Origin of the sequence: Streptomyces sp. NPDC052109 (assembly GCF_040680195.1) — a bacterium.
Lineage (GTDB): Bacteria > Actinomycetota > Actinomycetes > Streptomycetales > Streptomycetaceae > Streptomyces.
The window spans coordinates 118,123-135,160 of the sequence record NZ_JBFAWF010000019.1 but is presented as its reverse complement, the minus strand read 5'-3'; the positions used below and the strand labels follow the sequence as shown (position 1 = coordinate 135,160).

The window sequence follows — 17,038 nt, the reverse complement described above, 5'->3', positions numbered from 1 at the left end:
TCGGCCATGTACGGCGGCCGGCGGGGAGATGAACCGGGCGGCATGGGTGGAAATCCGTCTAGGCTGAGCGGCTGAGCCCGATTCACGGTCCGAGGAGAACCAGCCGATGCCAGACAGCGCCCCCCTGCCGCCCGTACGGCTGCACCACGAAGCGGAGCTGGCACGCGCCGCGCTGTCCACTCCGCTGCTCTCCCGCGCCGCCCGCCTCGCCCGCTGGGCCGGACCCGACACCCGCGTGGACGCCGGCGGAGGACTGGCCGAGGAACAGCTTCCGGCCGCCGCCGAACTGCTCGGTCTGAGCGGCGACGACGCCGCCGCGTACGCGAGCGAGGCCTGGCGGGTCGCCCTGGACGCCGGACTGGTCGAGATCGTGGACGAGGAGGCCGGGACCGTCCGGGCGGGCGAGGAGCTGAACCAGCTCACCGGGGGCTCCCCGGCCGAGGTGCTCGCCGTGTGGCTCTCCGTGCTGGAGACCGTCGTCGCGGACGCGAGCGTGCCCGATCTGGACGATCTGGTCGACGGCCTGGACGAGGGCGCCGAGATCGATTTCTCGTCACTCGACTGGGACCCGGAGGCCGAGGCGGCGTTCCTCGACGGCGTCCTCGGGAATCTGTACCTGCTGACCGTGAGTGAGGACGTTCCCGGCGACGGGCCCGTCCCGCTGCCCGCGCTCGCCGCGTCCATGATCGTTCCCGATGACATGGGCGAGCCCACCAACGACGTCCTGGAGCAGGTCTCCGACGCGATGATGCGGCTCGACGACCAGTTCCGGACCCTGGAACCGGTCGGGCTCGTGGAGTACCAGCCGGTGGACGAGGCCGTCATGGCCGACGCCGACGAGGAGCCCGCCGCGTCCCTGGACGACACCGACGTCTCCCGGTACGGCATGGTCCGGCTCACCCCGCTCGGGGTGTACGGGCTGCGGGCGCGGCTGCTGGAGGCCGGCTTCGAGGCGCCGGCCGTCGGCGAGCTCGCCGACAAGGGGGCGGACGCGCTGCTCGACGCAACGGCCCGGTTCGGGCAGGCGGCCGCGCGCGCCGAGACCGAGCAGTGGCTCGACCGGCGGGAACCGCTCGCCGCCGCCCGGGAGCTGCTGGCGGCGGCACGGGGCGTGGACGCGGGGGCGCCGGTGCGGAGGCTGCGCTGTCAGCAGGCCCTGTCCCTGGTCGGAGCGGAGGCCGAGCCGGCGCTGCGGGAGGTGCTGGACGACCCTGAACTGGGCGGCCTGGCCCGTGTGTGGCTCAGTGAGCGCGGTGCCGCCGGGGTGCCGGCGCCGTCCGAGGAGCTGGTGTTCTGGCTGACCATCGACACGGTGGCCGCGCAGCTGGCCGCCGAGGGCAACTCCGAGGAGCTTCAGGCGCTGGTGGAGGGGCTGGCCGCTCAGCACAGCGGGTTCTTCGCGACCGCGTGGCGGGTGGAGCACCCGGCCACGGCGGACGTGCTGGAGGCGATGGGGCGGCTGCACCCGGACAAGAGGGTGGCGAAGGAGGCCCGGAAGGCCGCCTTCAAGGCCCGCTCCCAGCAGGCGGGTTGACGCTCTCTTGGGTCAGCCATGGGTCAGTGCATACGGGTTCTTGAATAAAGGCTACTGAAGTAGCCCGGTGTTCAACTCCTGTTCAAGGTGTGGCGGGAGCGTGTGCGCCGAACCGAGGTCCGCCACCCTCCACGGCACTCCCACCGTCTCAGGAGACACACCATGTCGCTCACCCGCAGGGACTTCGCCAGAAAATCCGCGATCACCGGTGCCGGGGTCGCCCTGGCGGGCAGCGTCGGCGCGCTCGCCACCGCGCCGAACGCCCTCGCCGCGACGGACATCGAGAGCGCCGAGGCGGAGTCGGCGCACGGTGGCCACCACGGCGTGGGCTACGGCCCGTTGACCCCCGACCCGAACGGCATCCTCGCCCTGCCTGCGGGCTTCACCTACCAGATCATCACCTACAGCGGCAGGACCAGGCTGGAGTCCGGCGAGTTCACGCCGTCCAACCACGACGGCACCGCCACCTTCGAAGGCCCCCGCGACACCACCCTCCTCGTCAACAACCACGAGCTGGCCGGCGCCCGCGCCCAGTGGCCGCACCCGGTCCCGCTCACCGAGGGCCTGGTCTACGATCCCGCGGCGGCCGGTGGCTGCACCGTCGTCGAGGTCCGCCGCGGTGGCGAGGTCGCCGAGTGGGTGGGCATCGCCGGCACCGCCACCAACTGCGCGGGCGGCAGCACTCCGTGGGGCACCTGGCTGACGTGCGAGGAGACCGAGGACAAGGCCGGCAGATACGGTTTCACCAAGGACCACGGCTACGTCTTCGAGGTCGACCCCGAGGACCGCCGGGCCAACCGCGACCCCAAGCCGATCAAGGCCCTCGGCCGCTACGCCCACGAGGCCGTCGTCGTCGACCCCAGGCGCGGCCACCTCTACCTCACCGAGGACGCCGCCGGCCCCAACGGCCTGCTCTACCGCTGGACCCCGCCGGAGGGCTTCGTCCACGGCCGGGGCAAGCTCCGCACCCTCGCCGACGACGCGGGCCGGCTGCAGGCCTTCAAGTGCTTCGACTCCGGCGGCAAGTTCGTGGACGACCTGTCCCGCGCCGCGAAGATCGGCACGGTCTACGGCGTCGACTGGGTGGACGTCCCCGACCGTGACGCCAAGACGGTCTCCACCCGGAAGCAGTTCACCGACGGCCAGATCACTCGCGCCCGCAAGCTGGAGGGCATGTGGTGGGGCGACGGCGGCGCCTACATCGTCTCCTCCTACGCCCGTGCGGAGAGCCCGGTCCAGCACGACGGGCAGGTCTGGTTCTACGACCCCAAGCGCCGCACCCTCACCCTGAAGGTGCTGCTGGGCGTCAACCCGGACCCGGCGAAGGACGGCGCCTTCGACGGCCCGGACAACATCACCGTCTCCCCGTACGGCGGCCTGGTCATCGCCGAGGACGGCGAGGGCGTCCAGCACCTGTTCGGCGCCACCGAGAGCGGCCGCACCTATCCGATCGCCCGCAACGAAATGAACATCGGCACCGAAGCGGAGCCGGAGTACAGCGAGTTCACCGGCGTCACCTTCTCGCCCGACGGCAGGACCCTGTTCGCCAACATCCAGACGCCCGGCATCATGCTCGCCATCACCGGGCCGTGGAAGCGGCAGAAGCGGTAACGACGGAAGCGGTCGTAATTCGCTCGCCCGTCCGGAGCTGCGCCTCCTACAGTGAGATCACAACGTCACGCACCTCCCGGTGCGATGGCAGCGGTTACTTCCCTTTCCTGGAATGAAACACAACCGCAGCCGACTTGATCTCGGGAGGCGCAGCTCATGGCGGGTGTCCGGTGCGCAGGCAGCGGTTACTCCATTGGATCGGACGGTTGCGGGTTCGAGTCCCGTCATCGACTTCGGGTCGGTGTAGCTCAATGGGTAGAGCATCTGGGCAAAGTCCGCCGCCGACCCCTGACCTCGGACATCCTCCATGTGCGGCGCCCCCCTCCGAAAAGGCGACGAATTCGGGGGAATCCACCATGGCGCGATTCAACACGCGTACCGCGAAGGCACAGTCGGCCTCGGCCGTCACCACGACCGGTCGTGTCCTGCGGACGCACGAGGGCGGCCGGGGCCAGGAGCGCGACGCGCGTTCGGAGCTCTTTCTGCTGGCGGTGTCCCACTTCCTCGGGGACACGTTCTACGAGAATGCCCGGAACCGCGACGACCGGTTCGCCCGGCTCGTGCGCGACCTCGCCGTCAGCGACCCGGAGTGGACGGCCGGCCTGCTCGGCTGGCTGCGCGGTGAGGGTCACATGCGGACCGCGTCGCTCGTGGGCGCCGCGGAGTACGTGCACGCACGTCTGACCGCGGGCGCGACCGACGGCCCGTCGAACCGGCAGGTCGTGGACCGTGTGCTCCAGCGCCCGGACGAACCCGGCGAGTTGCTCGCCTACTGGACGTCGACGTACGGCCGTGCCGTGCCCAAGCCCGTCAAGCGCGGGGTCGCCGACGCCGTACGACGGCTGTACCACGCCAAGTCGCTGCTCAAGTACGACACCGCGGCCAAGGGCTACCGCTTCGGCGACATCCTCAACCTCGTGCACGCCGCCCCCGACCCGGCCAAGCCGTGGCAGGGCGAGCTGTTCCGGTACGCGCTCGACCGCCGGCACCACCCGGACACCGCCGTGCCGCCCACGTCCCTGCCCGTGCTCACCGCGCACCGCGAGCTGATGGCGCTGCCGATCGAGGAGCGGCGGGCGGTCGTCACCACGCCCGGTGGCGCCGAGCGGCTCGCGGCGGCCGGCCTCACCTGGGAGGCGCTGGCCGGCTGGCTCCAGGGGCCGATGGACAAGGCGGCCTGGGAGGCCGTGATCCCGTCCATGGGCGCCATGGCGCTCGTCCGTAACCTGCGGAACTTCGACGAGGCGGGGGTCTCGGACGAGGTGGCCGCCCGGGTCGCGGCGAGGATCAGCGACCCGGCGGAGGTCGCGCGCTCGCGGCAGTTCCCCTTCCGCTACCTCGCCGCCCACCGGCACGCGCCGTCGCTGCGCTGGTCCTACCCGCTGGAGCAGGCGCTCGGCCACTCGCTGGCCAACGTGCCCGCGCTGCCGGGCCGGACACTGGTGCTGGTCGACCGGTCGGGCTCGATGTTCTGGGCGCCGTCGCGCGACCGCTCGGAACTCACCCGGGCCGACGCGGCGGCGATCTTCGGCACCGCGCTCGCCCTGCGGGCGGCCGACGCCGACCTCGTGGAGTTCGGCACGAACAGCCGCACGGTGCGGTTCCGCAAGGGGGAGCCGGTGCTGAGGATCCTGGAGCGCTTCGGCGACCTGGGCGGCACCGACACCACCGACGCGGTGCGCCGGCACTACAGGAAGCACGACCGGGTGCTGATCGTCACCGACGAGCAGTACGCCCCGAACCGGCACGGCGGCCCCACCGACCTGATCCCGGCCCGGGTGCCCGTCTACACCTGGAACCTGGAGGGCTACCGGGCGGGCCACGGCCCGTCGGGCACCGGAAACCGGCACACCTTCGGAGGCCTCTCGGACGCGGCTTTCCGAATGGTGCCCCTGCTGGAGGCGGTCGGCGACAGCCGCTGGCCGTGGCAGGCCTGAGCGGATCCGGCCACGGGCGTGGCCCGCACTTCTCCGGGGGTGCGGGCCACGCCCTTGTCCGCCCCCGCTCTGACATCTAACATTTCAGTTCATGGTGGCCCTGCGACCCGTCCCCCGCACCCTGCTCCGGGACCGCGCCTGCACAGCGATCCGGGACGCCATCGTGGCGGGGGAGATCGAGCCCGGTGCGGTGGTGCGCGACGCCGACCTCGCCGAGCGGCTCGGGCTCTCCCGGGCGCCCGTGCGCGAGGCGTTCGCCCGGCTGGTGGACGAGGGGCTGCTGGAGAGCAAACCGCAGAGCTACACCAGGGTCACCCCACTGGTCGCCGCCGACGTACGGGACGCGGCGGCCGTGGTCGGCGCCATGCACGAGCTGGTCACCCGCATCGCCGTACCCCGGCTGCGGCAGGAACACGTCGACGGGATGCGGGCGGCCAACGACCGTTTCGCCGCCGCCGTGCGCGCCGGTGACGTGGACGAGGCCCTGCGTGCCGACGACGACCTGCACGAGGTGCTGGTCCGGGTGAGCGGCAACCGCGCGGCCGCCGCCACCGTCGCCCGCTACACCCCGCTCATCCGGCGCCTGGAGCGGCAGCGCTTCGGCGAGGGCGGCTCGTGCCGCTCGACCGGACTGCACGAGCGGTTGATCGAGGCCTGCGCCGGCGGTGACGTGGACGCCGCGCTCCGGATCACGGAGGAGATCTGGCGCACCCTCACCGCCCTGGCCGACCCCGACTGACCCCTCTCCCGCCCCTGGAGGTCCCGTGTCCCTGCCCGCGTCCCTGGCGTCGTACGAGCGTTACCCCCTCCTCTTCGGACCCTCCCCGGTGCACCCCCTGGAGCGCCTGACCGCCCACCTCGGTGGCGCCTCCCTGTGGGCCAAGCGGGAGGACTGCAACTCCGGGATCGCCTACGGCGGCAACAAGACCCGCAAGCTGGAGTATCTGGTCGCCGACGCGCTCGCCCAGGGCTGCGACACCCTGGTGTCGATCGGCGGAGTGCAGTCCAACCACACCCGCCAGGTCGCCGCCGTCGCCGCCCGGGCTGGTCTCACGTGCGTGCTGGTGCAGGAGAGTTGGGTGGAGTGGCCGGACTCCGTGTACGACCGGGTCGGCAACATCCTGATCAGCCGGCTCGCCGGGGCCGAGGTCCGGCTGGTGCGGGCCGGGTTCGGGATCGGGTTCAAGGAGAGCTGGGAGCAGGCGCTGCGGGACGTCGAGGCGGCGGGCGGGAAGCCGTACGCCATCCCGGCCGGCGCCTCCGACCATCCGCTCGGCGGCCTCGGCTTCGCCAACTGGGCCCACGAAGTCGCCCTGCAGGAGGAGGAGCTGGGGGTCTTCTTCGACACGGTGATCGTGTGCTCGGTGACCGGGTCCACCCAGGCGGGCATGGTCGCCGGGTTCCGGGCCCTTCAGGAGGCGGGTGGGCGCCCGCGCCGGGTCCTGGGTATCGACGCCTCCGCCGAACCCCTCCGCACCCGCGAGCAGATCGCCAGGATCGCCCGGGCCACCGGTGAACTCATCGGCGTCGAGGGCGAGGTGACCGAGGCGGACATCGAGCTGGACGAGCGGTACCACGCGGGCACGTACGGCATCCCCGACGAGGCCACCCTGGAGGCGATGCGGCTGGCCGCGCGGACCGAGGGGATGGTCACCGACCCCGTGTACGAGGGGAAGTCGATGGCCGGGCTCATCGATCTCGTCCGGCGCGGCGAGATCGGCAGCGACTCCACCGTGCTCTACGCGCACCTCGGGGGCCAGCCGGCGCTCAACGCCTACAGTGCCCTGTTCTAGCTTGGCCCTGTCGTCAAACTCCCGTCTGCCCCGCGACGCCACGCACGCACTCTCGTCGCGCGGGGCCGGGCTCAAGTCCATCCCGTACGAGGGCCGGGGCCCGGCACGCCGAGAGCACGCACCTGACGCCGCGAGGCCCGCCCTGGCGGGCGGACGACGGGAGTCTGACGACAGGCCCCTGGGCGGCCCTGCGCCGAGGGCGCGCCCGGTGGGGCGGGGCCATGATGAAGGGGTGGCCCCGCACCCCGACGCCCGGCCCGGGCGGGACCCCCGCCCGCCTGCCGCCCCCGGCCGCCTCGAGTCGGCTCCCACGCCCCGGACCGCCGTGGCCTGGTTGCCCCCGGCCGGACTGTGGCCCGCCATCCAGCGCATCCGGGCCGAGCACGACCCGCAGATCCGCCGCTGGCCGCCCCATGTGAACCTCCTGTTCGGCTTCGTGCCGGAGGAGGACTTCCCGGCGGCGCTCCCGCTGCTGGCCGCCGCGGCGGCGCGGTGCGACCCCTTCGACATCCGGCTCGGCGGCGTCCACGCCTTCCGCCACCGCTCCTACGCCACCGTCTGGCTCGACCCCGCGGCGGCCGGCCTCGCGCCGTGGGCGGAGCTGCGGCGTCTGCTGGTGGAGCCCTTCCCGTACTGCACGGACCGCTTCCCGCGCTTCACTCCGCATCTCTCGCTCGGGCGCACCCGCGCCCCGCGGGTCCTCGCGGCCGAGTGCGCCGCCCGGCTCGGCACGCTGCACGCGCGGGTGGCCGAGATCTCCCTGCTGTCCCGCCGCGGTGACGGCCCCATGCAGGTGCGCGCCCTGATCGGCCTGGGCACCGGCGCGGTACGCCGCCGTCGCGGACCGGAGCCGGCGACCGGCGCGTACGAGCCACCGGAGTGGCACTGACCGTGGCGGGGGGCGGCCGCACAGAGTCCCGATAGGCTTTGGAGGGGATTCCCGGTGTGCGAGGAGTATCTGGATGCCGCAGGTCAGGCCCATGCGCGCGGACGCTCGGCGCAACTACGAGCGGTTGCTGCAGGTGGCGGCCGAGGCCTTCGCCGAGCATGGGGAGAACGCGTCGCTGGACGACATAGCCAAACGGGCCGGAGTCGGCTCCGGCACCCTCTACCGGCATTTCCCGACCCGGCAGGACCTGCTGGAGGCCGCGTACGTGGACCGGATCGAGGCCATGGCGGCCCGGGCCGACGCCATCGCCGCGGTACTGCCGCCGGGCGAGGCGCTGGTGGAGTGGCTGGGCGAGGTCTGCGTGGGGACGATCCAGGTGCGCGGCATGAAGGCGCTGCTGGGCTCGGCCGTCACCGACGGCGGTTCCGTCGCGGGCACGGCCTGCGGCACCGCCGTGCAGGACGCGGCGCGGCGCCTGGTGGAGGCGGCGCAGCGGGAGGGCAGCCTGCGCACGGACATCGAGCCGATCGACGTCCTGCGCCTCGCGCACGGCGTGGCGTCGGCGTCGGAACTTGCGGACGGGCAGGGGAGTCAGATCCGTCGTTATCTGTCGCTGCTGACGGAGGGACTCCGGCCCGGCGGGCGGCCCTGAGCACCGGGCGCCCCCTGACCGACGGGGGCGCCGACCGTGTCGTGCGAGCGCCTACAGAGCCTTCGCTGCCGGTTCGACCATGTTCCGCACCGTCCGGGCCTTCACGAAGTCGCCCATCGCCGTCATGTCCCACTCACCGGAGAACTGACGGATGAGCTTGGCCATCATCACGCCGGTCTGGGACTCGGCGTGGGTGAGGTCGAAGCGGACCAGTTCCTCGCCGGTGGTGGCGTCCAGCAGGCGGCAGTAGGCCTTGGCGACCTCGGTGAACTTCTGGCCGGAGAAGGAGTTGACCGTGAAGACCAGGCCGGTGACCTCCTGGGAGAGACGGCCCAGGTCGACGGTGATCACCTCGTCGTCGCCCGCGCCCTCCCCGGTGAGGTTGTCGCCGGAGTGCCTGATCGCGCCGTTCAGGATCGTCAGCTTGCCGAAGTAGCAGCTGTCGATGTGGTTGCGCCGGGGGCCGTAGGCGATGACCGAGGCGTCAAGGTCGATGTCCGAGCCGTGGAACGCAGGCTCCCAGCCGAGGCCCATCTTGACCTGGGAGAGCAGCGGACGGCCGCCCTTCATCAGGGACACGGTCTGGTTCTTCTGCAGGTTGACCCGGCCCTTGTCCAGGTTGATCTTCCCGGCGCCCGGAGCGGGGGCGGGCGGGGCCGCAGGAGCGGACACCGGCGGGGCGGGCGGGGCCACCGGCTGCGGAGGCGCCGCCGGCGCCGCCGGCTGGGCGGGCGCCGACGGGGCCGCCGCCGGCTCCTCCACCGTCACACCGAAGTCCGTGGCGATGCCGGCCAGTCCGTCGGCGTACCCCTGGCCGACCGCGCGGGCCTTCCAGGCGCCGCCCCGGCGGTAGATCTCCACGACGACCAGCGCCGTCTCCGTGCCGAGCCGCGGCGGGGTGAACGTGGCCAGCACCGTGCCGCCGTCCGCGTCGCGGACCGTGGCCGTCGGCTCGATGCCCTGGAAGGTCTGGCCGGCCGCGTCCGGGCTGGCCGTGACCACGATCTTCTCGATGTCCGGCGGCACGGCGGCGGTGTCGACCGTGATCGCGTCGGGGGCCGTACCCCCACCGGACGCGTGGTTCACGCCCGGGCCCGTCGGCTGGTTGTAGAAGATGAAGTCGTCGTCCGAGCGCACCTTGCCGTCGGCGGCGAGCAGCAGGCCCGACACGTCGAGCCGCACCGGGGCGGCGACGTCCACCGTCACGCGCACGGCGGAGAGAGGGATGTTCGAGCCAGGGGTCATAACTGTCATGCCGGATCAACGAGCGACACCGCTTTACCGTTCCCTTACCCGGCCCCCAAACGGCTCAGGGTTCCGGCCCGATCGGCTCAGGGCACGACCACGATCTTCCGTCCCACCCCGGCGGCGAACTGCTCCAGCGCCTGCGGGTAGCGCTCCAGCGGGATCCGGTCGCTGATGAACACCTGCGGATCCAGCACCCCGTTCGCGAACAGTTCGGCCGCCCGCTCGAAGCTGTGCAGCACCGCCATGGAGCCGGTGATCGTGATCTCCTGGTTGTAGATGCGGTACGGGTCGATCGTCACCCGGGTCGCGTAGTCGGCCACCCCGAACTGCAGGAACGTGCCCGCCTTCGCCACCCGCTCCAGGCCGTCCTGGATCGCCGCCGCGTTGCCGGTGGCGTCCACGACCACGTCCCAGCCCTGCGGCCGGTTCAACTCGTCCGCGCTCGCCGCCGAGCCGGACACACCCAGCCCGCGGGCCGTCTCCAGGCGGGCGGGGTTGATGTCGACCATGTCCACGCTCGCCGCGCCCGTCCGCTTGGCCAGCTCCAGCATCATCAGCCCCATGGTCCCGGAGCCGTAGATCAGGACGTGCGCGCCCAGACGGGACTGCAGGACGTCGTAGCCGCGCACCGCGCAGGACAGGGGCTCCACCAGGGCCGCGTCCGCGGTGCGCACGTGCTCCGGCAGCTTCACGCAGTTGGCCACGGGCGCCACCGCGTACTGTGCCGCCCCGCCCGCCGTCGTCACGCCGATCGCGCCCCACCGTTCGCACATGTTGTTGTGACCGACGCGGCAGTAACGGCACTCGTGGCAGTACAGGGAGGGATCCACAGCCACCCGGTCGCCGATCGCGACCTCGGTGACCCGGCTGCCGACCCCGACCACCTCGCCCGCGAACTCGTGCCCGGGGACGATCGGCAGCTTGGGTGCGAACTCGCCCTGGAGGATGTGGAGGTCCGTGCCGCACAGGCCGCAGGCAGCCACCTCGACGACGACCTCGCGGGGGCCCGGCGTCGGGTCGGGCACCTCGGTGACGACGGCGTTGCCCACGGACTCGATGACGGCGGCCTTCATTTCACGGCTCCCAACGACAGGCCCTGGACCAGCTTGTCCTGGGCGGCGAACCCCGCGGCGAGCACCGGCAGGGAGACGACGAGCGACGCGGCGCACACCTTGGCCAGGAACAGGCCCTGGCTGGTGATGAAACCGGTCAGGAAGACGGGGGCGGTCTCGGCGACCACGCCCGTGAGGACCCGGGCGAACAGGAGTTCGTTCCAGCTGAAGATGAAGCAGATCAGGGCCGTGGCGGCGATGCCGGGCAGGGCGATGGGGGCGACCACGCGCGCGAGGACCGTCGGCAGGCGGGCGCCGTCGATCTGCGCCGCCTCGATCACCGCCACCGGGACCTCGGCGAGGAACGACTGCATCATCCACACCGCGATCGGCAGGTTCATGGAGGTGTAGAGGATGACCAGGAACCAGATGTTGTCCAGCATCCCGGTGTTCTTCGCGAACAGGTAGATCGGCAGCAGGCCGGCCACGACCGGCAGCATCTTCGTGGACAGGAAGAAGAACAGGACGTCCGTCCACTTCTTCACCCGGCGGATCGAGAGCGCGTACGCCGCCGGGAGGGCGAGGAGGAGCACGAGGGCCGTCGAGACCAGCGACGCGACCGCCGAGTTGATCAGCGCGGGCCAGGGGCTCGCGCCGCCGCCCGCGCCGAAGAACTCGCGGTAGCCGTCGAGGGTCAGCGACGCCGCGAAGGACGGCGGGTTGGTCGCCGCGTCCGCCTCGGAGTGGAAGGACGTCAGTGCCATCCAGGCGATGGGCAGGAAGAAGACGATGCCGACCAGCCAGGCCAGCAGGCCGATGCTCAGGCCCCGGTGCTTCTTGAGAGTCACGGCGATGCCGCTCATGCGCGGGACACCTCCTCGCGGAACAGGGACGACACCACGCGCAGCGCGAAGGTGGCGATGACGATCGAGCCGATGACGACCAGGACCCCGGCGGCCGACGCGAGGCCGTTCTCATGGGCCTGGTAGAAGGTCTGGTAGACGGTGTAGGGCAGGTTGGCGGTGCCCAGGCCGCCGGACGTGATGGTGAAGACCGCGTCGAAGTTCTGGACGATGTAGATCGAGCCCAGCAGGGCGCCGAGTTCGAGGTAGCGGCGCAGGTGCGGCAGCGTCAGATGGCGGAAGATCTGCCATTCGTTCGCGCCGTCCACCCGCGCGGCCTCGATCTGCTCGGGGTCGCGGCTCTGCAGACCGGCGAGCAGGATCAGCATCATGAACGGCGTCCACTGCCATACCAGGGCGGCCTCGACCGCCAGCAGCGGTGTGTTGGAGATCCAGTCGGGTTGTGGGCCGCCGACATAGTGCAACAGGCCGTTGAGCAGGCCGTATTCGGGGTTGAAGAGGACGTGCTTCCACAGCAGGGCCGCGGCCACCGGGACCACCAGGAACGGGGCGATCAGCAGGGTGCGGACGACGCCCCGGCCGGGGAATTTGTGGTCCAGCAGCAGTGCCAGCGCCAGGCCGATGACCAGGCTGGTCACCACCACCGCCACGGTGAGCAGGACGGTCGTCCACACGGAGTGGCGCAGGTCCGGGTCGGTCAGCACCTCCTGGTAGTTGTCGAAGCCGGCGAAGTGGCGGGCCTTCGGGTAGAGGGAGTTCCAGTGGAAGAAGGAGATCACCAGCGTGGCCACGAAGGGCAGCTGGGTCACGATGATCATGAAGATCAGTGCGGGCAGGAGGGGAGCCCGGGTGGCCCAGGCGCGCAGGCGGGCGGAGGGCTGCCGCGTGGCGCGTGCCGGGGTCGCTGTGTAGGGAGCTGTTGCCGCGGTCATCGTCCCTCGTACTCCTTGGAGATCTTCTCGGCGAGCGCTTGCGACTTCTTCAGGGCCGAGTCGACGGACTGGCGCCCGGCGATGGCCGAACTGATCTCCTGGGAGACCTTGGTGCCGAGGTCGGTGAACTCGGGGATGTCGACGAACTGGATGCCGGGCGCGGGGCGCGGCTGCACGCCGGGGTCAGTGGGCCGGGCGCTCTCGATGGCCTGTTTCGTCATGTCCTGGAAGGCGGCGGCCGTCCTGCGGTAGTCGGCGTTCGTGTACGTCGAGGCCCGCTTGCCCGCCGGGACGTTGGACCAGCCGCTGGTCTTGCCGACCAGCTGCTCGTACTCCTTGCTGGACGCCCAGGAGACGAACTTCCAGGCCTTGTCGGGGTTGCGGGAGGCCTTCTGGATGCCCCAGGCCCAGGTGTAGAGCCAGCCGGAGGAGGGGGTCTTCTCGACAGGGGCGGGGACGTAGCCGAGCTCGCCCTTGACCGGGGAGCCCTTCGCCTCCAGCAGGCCGGCCGCGGACGTGGCGTCGTACCACATGGCGACCTTGCTCTGGGTCATGTCGTTGAGGCACTCGGCGAAGCCGGACTGGGCGGCGCCGGACTCGCCGTGCTTGCGCACCAGGTCGACATAGAATTTCGTCGCCTTCTCGAACTCGGGGGAGTCGAGCCGAGCCTTCCAGTGCTTGTCGAACCAGGTGCCGCCGAAGGTGTTCACCACCGTGGTCAGCGGCGCGATCATCTCGCCCCAGCCGGGCAGGCCGCGCAGGCAGATGCCCTTCATTCCGGGCTTGGCGCCGTCCACCCGCGCGGCGAGGTCGGCGACCTGCTGCCAGGTGGGGTGGGCCGGCATGCTGAGGCCCTTCGCCGCGAACACGTCCTTGCGGTACATCAGGAAGGACGACTCGCCGTAGAAGGGCTGGCCGTAGAGCTTGCCGTCGGCGGCGGTCAGGGACTGGCGCATGGGCGCGAGGACGTCCCGCTCGTCGTACGCGGGGTCCTTGGCGACGTACGAGTTCATCTCGCGCAGCCAGCCGTTGCGGGCGTAGATCGGTATCTCGTAGTTGGAGAGCGTGGCGACGTCGTACTGGCCCGCCTGGTTGGCGAAGTCCTGGCTGATCTTGTCGCGGACGTCGTTCTCGGGCAGGACCGTGAAGTTGACCTTGATACCGGTCTCTTCGGTGAAGTGGGGGGCGAGCTTCTGCAGCTCGGTCATCTGGGGGTTGTTGACCATCAGGACGTTGATGGAGTTGCCGCCGGAACCGGTCCCGCCCGCACCGACCCAGCAGCCGGACAGCAGCGGGGCGAGCAGCGTCCCTGCGGCGGCCATGGCGAGCGGGACTCGCGGCCTCCGTCGGCTCTGGGTTCGCATGGATCACTCCTGGACGTATATGAACATAATGGGCATTTTTTAATTGGAGGTGCCCGGCGAGGCGGGCGAGCCGACGCGTCAGACCCGGATGACCTGCGGCCCCAGCAGGGAGTAGCGGTGGGCCTCGGCGGCCGGGAGCTGAGTGCTCGTGACGATCGCCTCCAGCGCGCCGACCTCGGCGAACCTGCAGAAGCTGACCGCGCCGAACTTGGTGTGCACGCCCGCGAACACGGTGCGGCGCGCGGCCCGCATCGCCTGCGCCTTGACCTCGCTGACCGCCGGATCGGGGGTGGTCAGTCCGTGTTCGCGGGAGATGCCGTTGGCGCCGATGTAGGCGAGGTCGAGGACGAAGCCGGCGAGCATCTTCGTCGTCCAGTGGTCGACGGTGGCCAGCGTGCCGGCCCGGACCCGCCCGCCGAGGAGCAGGACCGACGTGTTCTCGGCCTCCGCGAGGGCGCCCGCGACCGGCAGGGAGGCGGTGACCACGGTCAGCGGCCGGTCGGCCGGCAGGGCCTCGGCGATGAGCTGCGGGGTGAAGCCCTCGTCCACGAAGACCGTCTCCGCGTCCCCGAGCAGTTCGGCCGCGGCGGCCGCGATCCTGCGCTTCTCGGGCACATGGCTGGTGGCGCGGAAGGCGAGCGTCGTCTCGAAGCCGGCGCTCTCCACCGGATAGGCGCCGCCGTGCGTACGACGGACCAGACCGTGGTCCTCCAGGGCGCGCAGGTCGCGCCGGATGGTCTCCTTGGCCACGCCCAGCTCGGCGGCGAGCGCGGTGACGTCGACCGAGCCGGTCGCACGCGCGGCCCGCACGATCTCGCGCTGGCGCTCTTCCGCCGTCCTCGTGCTCATACCCTCACCCACCTTCCGCGGAGCTGCCCGTTCGGGCCCTGTGGGAAAAGTTCTACAGCGGGTGTGCGGAGCTGACCAGGTCTGTTGCGGGCCCGATGCTGCCCGTGTGCGCCCGTTTCCGGGGTGGAGTGCCCGGCTCGGACCTGCGGGGGTGTGCGGGCGTGGGTGGGATCGGGCACCCCGGATGCCCGAACGCGACCGCGGGCGGGCCCGTTCGGTGCCCGCCCGCGCGCGTGGGGATCGTTTTCCGCCGCCCGGCCTCTTCGAAAGTGCTCCCGTGTCTTCGGGAGGTGCTCCTGGGGCGTCCGCAGGGATCAGTACGGCCAGATCGGCGGGTCGTTCACGAAGTGACCGCCGAGGTGGCTGTGCGCCGGGTTCTCCGGGTCCAGCTCACCTTGCTCGGCGATCAGCTTCTCGGCGTACGGCTCGGAGTCGTCCTGCGGCTCGTAGCCGAGCGCCCGCGCGGTCGTCAGGTCCCACCACAGGCGCGTGTTGGCGGAGGAACCGTGGACGACGGTGTGGCCGACGTCCTCGGCGGTCAGCGCCGCGTGGAAGAGGCGGGCGCCGTCGGCCGGGCTCATCCAGACCGACAGCATGCGCACGCTCGTCGGCTCCGGGAAGCAGGATCCGATGCGGACCGACACGGTCTCCAGGCCGTGCCTGTCCCAGTACAGCTGGGCGAGGTCCTCGCCGAAGGACTTGGACAGGCCGTAGAAGGTGTCGGGGCGGCGCGGGGTGTCGACCGGGATCAGCGGTTCGCCCGCGCGGGGGGCCGGGGTGTAGCCGACGGCGTGGTTGGAGGAGGCGAAGACGATCCGGGGCACGCCCTCCTGGCGGGCGGCCTCGTAGAGGTTGTAGGTGCCCTCGATGTTCGACTTCAGGATCTTCTCGAAGGGGGCCTCCAGGGAGATGCCCGCGAGGTGCAGGACCGCGTCCACGCCCCGCACCGCCTCGCGCAGGGCTTCCGTGTCACCGAGGTCGGCGGTGATCGCGTCGGGCACGCCCTCGACGGGGCGCACGTCGAACAGGCACAGGGTGTAGCCGTATCCCGGCAGCAGGGACCGCATCAGGGTGCCGAGCCCGCCGGCGGCGCCGGTGAGCAGGACGGTGCGGGGAGCGGGCATCCTAGGTTCTCCTTGTGGCCGATATTCACATACGTGGACACGCTAAGGATCCATGGCGTGCACCGTCAAGTGTCGCGTGGTGTCGGCGAATTCGACCCGGATGTTAAGAGTTTGCCTGCTTGACCTGCGACAAGGGGGCCCCGTAGCGTGGTCGCGTTCAGAAATATGGACGTGAATCAGAAACATGCACCGGTGTGCCTCAAGGGAGAGCCCGTGACGCCAGCCCCTCTCACCGAACGGCTCAGCGATCCGCGCGGGCCGCTCTTCTTCCCCGTCACGGCCTTCGGCCCCGACGGCTCGGTCGACCTCGACGTCTACCGCACGCATGTCCGCGGGGGTGTGGCGGCCGGGGCCGCCGCCGTGTTCGCCTGCTGCGGCACCGGGGAGTTCCACGCGCTGGTGCCGGAGGAGTTCGCGGCCTGCGTCCGGGTGGCCGTGGAGGCGGCCGAGGGGCGCGTCCCGGTGGTCGCGGGCGCCGGGTACGGCACCGCGCTCGCCGTCCGCTACGCTCGCCTGGCCGAGGCGTCGGGCGCCGACGGACTGCTCGCCATGCCGCCTTACCTCGTCCTCGCCGGCCAGGAGGGCCTGCTGCGGCACTACCGTGAGGTCGCCGCGGCCACCGCCCTGCCGGTGATCGTCTACCAGCGCGACAACGCCGTCTTCACCCCGCGGACGGTGGTGGAACTCGCCCGCACCGACAGGATCCTCGGCCTCAAGGACGGCCTCGGGGACCTCGACCTGATGCAGCGGATCATCAGCGTCGTACGCACCGAAGTCCCGGGCGACTTCCTGTACTTCAACGGCCTGCCCACCGCCGAGCAGACCCAGCTCGCCTATCACGCCCTCGGCGTCACCCTGTACTCCTCGGCCGTCTTCTGCTTCGCACCCGAGATCGCCCTCGCCTACCATCGCGCCGTGACCGCGGGCGACACGGCGACCGTGCGGCGCCTCCTGGACGGCTTCTACCGCCCGTTCGTGGAACTGCGCGCCCAGGGCCCCGGCTACGCCGTCTCCCTGGTCAAGGCCGGCGTACGGCTGCGCGGCCTGGACGTCGGCGAGGTCCGGCCCCCGCTGCACGAGCCGACGGAGGACCACGTCAAACAACTCGCCCAGCTGATCGAACGAGGCTACGCGCTCCTGGAAGAGGACGTGTGAGGGGCGCGGTCCGGCTCGGAGGAGGGCGTGTGGGT

15 protein-coding genes are annotated in these 17,038 nt (G+C 71.5%); 8 read left to right on the top strand and 7 right to left on the bottom strand.

The window, feature by feature from the left end:
* Positions 1-106: 106 nt before the first annotated feature.
* From AB0L59_RS31185 to AB0L59_RS31155, 7 genes are all read left to right on the top strand, one after another.
* A complete protein-coding gene (locus AB0L59_RS31185; RefSeq protein ID WP_365589976.1) occupies positions 107-1,534 on the top strand; it encodes a hypothetical protein in 1,428 nt (475 codons plus the stop codon).
* Between the two features lie 162 nt (positions 1,535-1,696).
* Positions 1,697-3,145, top strand: a complete 1,449-nt coding sequence (locus AB0L59_RS31180) for an alkaline phosphatase PhoX (RefSeq protein ID WP_365589975.1) — start codon at positions 1,697-1,699, stop codon at positions 3,143-3,145.
* 356 nt (positions 3,146-3,501) lie between these two features.
* Positions 3,502-5,082, top strand: coding sequence for a TROVE domain-containing protein (locus AB0L59_RS31175; RefSeq protein ID WP_365589974.1), 1,581 nt, complete (start codon positions 3,502-3,504; stop codon positions 5,080-5,082).
* Between the two features lie 91 nt (positions 5,083-5,173).
* Positions 5,174-5,821 carry a GntR family transcriptional regulator gene (locus AB0L59_RS31170; RefSeq protein WP_365589973.1) on the top strand — a complete coding sequence of 216 codons (648 nt, stop codon included), beginning with the start codon at positions 5,174-5,176 and terminating at the stop codon, positions 5,819-5,821.
* Between the two features lie 31 nt (positions 5,822-5,852).
* The gene (locus AB0L59_RS31165; RefSeq protein ID WP_365590012.1) at positions 5,853-6,875 is read left to right on the top strand and encodes a 1-aminocyclopropane-1-carboxylate deaminase; all 1,023 of its coding nucleotides are present in this window, start codon (positions 5,853-5,855) and stop codon (positions 6,873-6,875) included.
* A 232-nt stretch (positions 6,876-7,107) separates the two neighbouring features.
* A complete protein-coding gene (locus AB0L59_RS31160; protein ID WP_365589972.1) occupies positions 7,108-7,764 on the top strand; it encodes a 2'-5' RNA ligase family protein in 657 nt (218 codons plus the stop codon).
* Between the two features lie 73 nt (positions 7,765-7,837).
* Positions 7,838-8,416 (top strand): helix-turn-helix domain-containing protein, encoded by a 579-nt coding sequence (locus tag AB0L59_RS31155; protein ID WP_365589971.1) that lies wholly within the window; start codon positions 7,838-7,840, stop codon positions 8,414-8,416.
* 51 nt (positions 8,417-8,467) lie between these two features.
* On the opposite strand, the gene AB0L59_RS31150 is transcribed toward AB0L59_RS31155, so the two are convergent.
* The 7 genes from AB0L59_RS31150 to AB0L59_RS31120 form a co-directional block, all read right to left on the bottom strand.
* Complete coding sequence (locus AB0L59_RS31150) at positions 8,468-9,661, bottom strand: TerD family protein (RefSeq protein WP_365589970.1); 1,194 nt, start codon at positions 9,659-9,661, stop codon at positions 8,468-8,470.
* An 86-nt stretch (positions 9,662-9,747) separates the two neighbouring features.
* Entirely contained in the window at positions 9,748-10,737 is a 990-nt protein-coding gene (locus AB0L59_RS31145) for a zinc-dependent alcohol dehydrogenase family protein (protein WP_365589969.1), read from the bottom strand.
* Positions 10,734-11,579 (bottom strand): carbohydrate ABC transporter permease, encoded by an 846-nt coding sequence (locus AB0L59_RS31140; RefSeq protein ID WP_365589968.1) that lies wholly within the window; start codon positions 11,577-11,579, stop codon positions 10,734-10,736. The genes AB0L59_RS31145 and AB0L59_RS31140 overlap by 4 nt, the downstream gene beginning before the upstream one ends.
* Positions 11,576-12,511 (bottom strand): sugar ABC transporter permease, encoded by a 936-nt coding sequence (locus AB0L59_RS31135; protein WP_365589967.1) that lies wholly within the window; start codon positions 12,509-12,511, stop codon positions 11,576-11,578. The genes AB0L59_RS31140 and AB0L59_RS31135 overlap by 4 nt, the downstream gene beginning before the upstream one ends.
* A complete protein-coding gene (locus AB0L59_RS31130) occupies positions 12,508-13,875 on the bottom strand; it encodes a sugar ABC transporter substrate-binding protein (protein ID WP_365589966.1) in 1,368 nt (455 codons plus the stop codon). The genes AB0L59_RS31135 and AB0L59_RS31130 overlap by 4 nt, the downstream gene beginning before the upstream one ends.
* Positions 13,876-13,953: 78 nt before the next feature.
* Positions 13,954-14,724, bottom strand: coding sequence for a DeoR/GlpR family DNA-binding transcription regulator (locus tag AB0L59_RS31125; RefSeq protein ID WP_365589965.1), 771 nt, complete (start codon positions 14,722-14,724; stop codon positions 13,954-13,956).
* Positions 14,725-15,038: 314 nt separating this feature from the next.
* On the bottom strand, positions 15,039-15,848 hold the full coding sequence (locus AB0L59_RS31120) for an NAD(P)-dependent oxidoreductase (protein WP_365589964.1): 810 nt from the start codon (positions 15,846-15,848) through the stop codon (positions 15,039-15,041).
* Between the two features lie 213 nt (positions 15,849-16,061).
* Between AB0L59_RS31120 and AB0L59_RS31115 the strand changes: the two genes are divergently transcribed.
* Positions 16,062-17,003: a 5-dehydro-4-deoxyglucarate dehydratase gene (locus AB0L59_RS31115; protein WP_365589963.1), complete on the top strand. Its 942-nt coding sequence runs from the start codon at positions 16,062-16,064 to the stop codon at positions 17,001-17,003.
* The last annotated feature ends 35 nt before the right edge of the window (positions 17,004-17,038 follow it).

What these genes read in the sequence shown, in the direction of transcription:
- AB0L59_RS31185 (WP_365589976.1), top strand. Translation starts at nt 107, where the DNA reads ATGCCAGACAGCGCCCCCCTGCCGCCCGTACGGCTGCACCACGAAGCG.
- AB0L59_RS31180 (WP_365589975.1), top strand. Translation starts at nt 1,697, where the DNA reads ATGTCGCTCACCCGCAGGGACTTCGCCAGAAAATCCGCGATCACCGGT.
- AB0L59_RS31175 (WP_365589974.1), top strand. Translation starts at nt 3,502, where the DNA reads ATGGCGCGATTCAACACGCGTACCGCGAAGGCACAGTCGGCCTCGGCC.
- AB0L59_RS31170 (WP_365589973.1), top strand. Translation starts at nt 5,174, where the DNA reads ATGGTGGCCCTGCGACCCGTCCCCCGCACCCTGCTCCGGGACCGCGCC.
- AB0L59_RS31155 (WP_365589971.1), top strand. Translation starts at nt 7,838, where the DNA reads ATGCCGCAGGTCAGGCCCATGCGCGCGGACGCTCGGCGCAACTACGAG.
- AB0L59_RS31150 (WP_365589970.1), bottom strand. Translation starts at nt 9,661, where the DNA reads ATGACCCCTGGCTCGAACATCCCTCTCTCCGCCGTGCGCGTGACGGTG.
- AB0L59_RS31145 (WP_365589969.1), bottom strand. Translation starts at nt 10,737, where the DNA reads ATGAAGGCCGCCGTCATCGAGTCCGTGGGCAACGCCGTCGTCACCGAG.
- AB0L59_RS31140 (WP_365589968.1), bottom strand. Translation starts at nt 11,579, where the DNA reads ATGAGCGGCATCGCCGTGACTCTCAAGAAGCACCGGGGCCTGAGCATC.
- AB0L59_RS31135 (WP_365589967.1), bottom strand. Translation starts at nt 12,511, where the DNA reads ATGACCGCGGCAACAGCTCCCTACACAGCGACCCCGGCACGCGCCACG.
- AB0L59_RS31130 (WP_365589966.1), bottom strand. Translation starts at nt 13,875, where the DNA reads ATGCGAACCCAGAGCCGACGGAGGCCGCGAGTCCCGCTCGCCATGGCC.
- AB0L59_RS31125 (WP_365589965.1), bottom strand. Translation starts at nt 14,724, where the DNA reads ATGAGCACGAGGACGGCGGAAGAGCGCCAGCGCGAGATCGTGCGGGCC.
- AB0L59_RS31120 (WP_365589964.1), bottom strand. Translation starts at nt 15,848, where the DNA reads ATGCCCGCTCCCCGCACCGTCCTGCTCACCGGCGCCGCCGGCGGGCTC.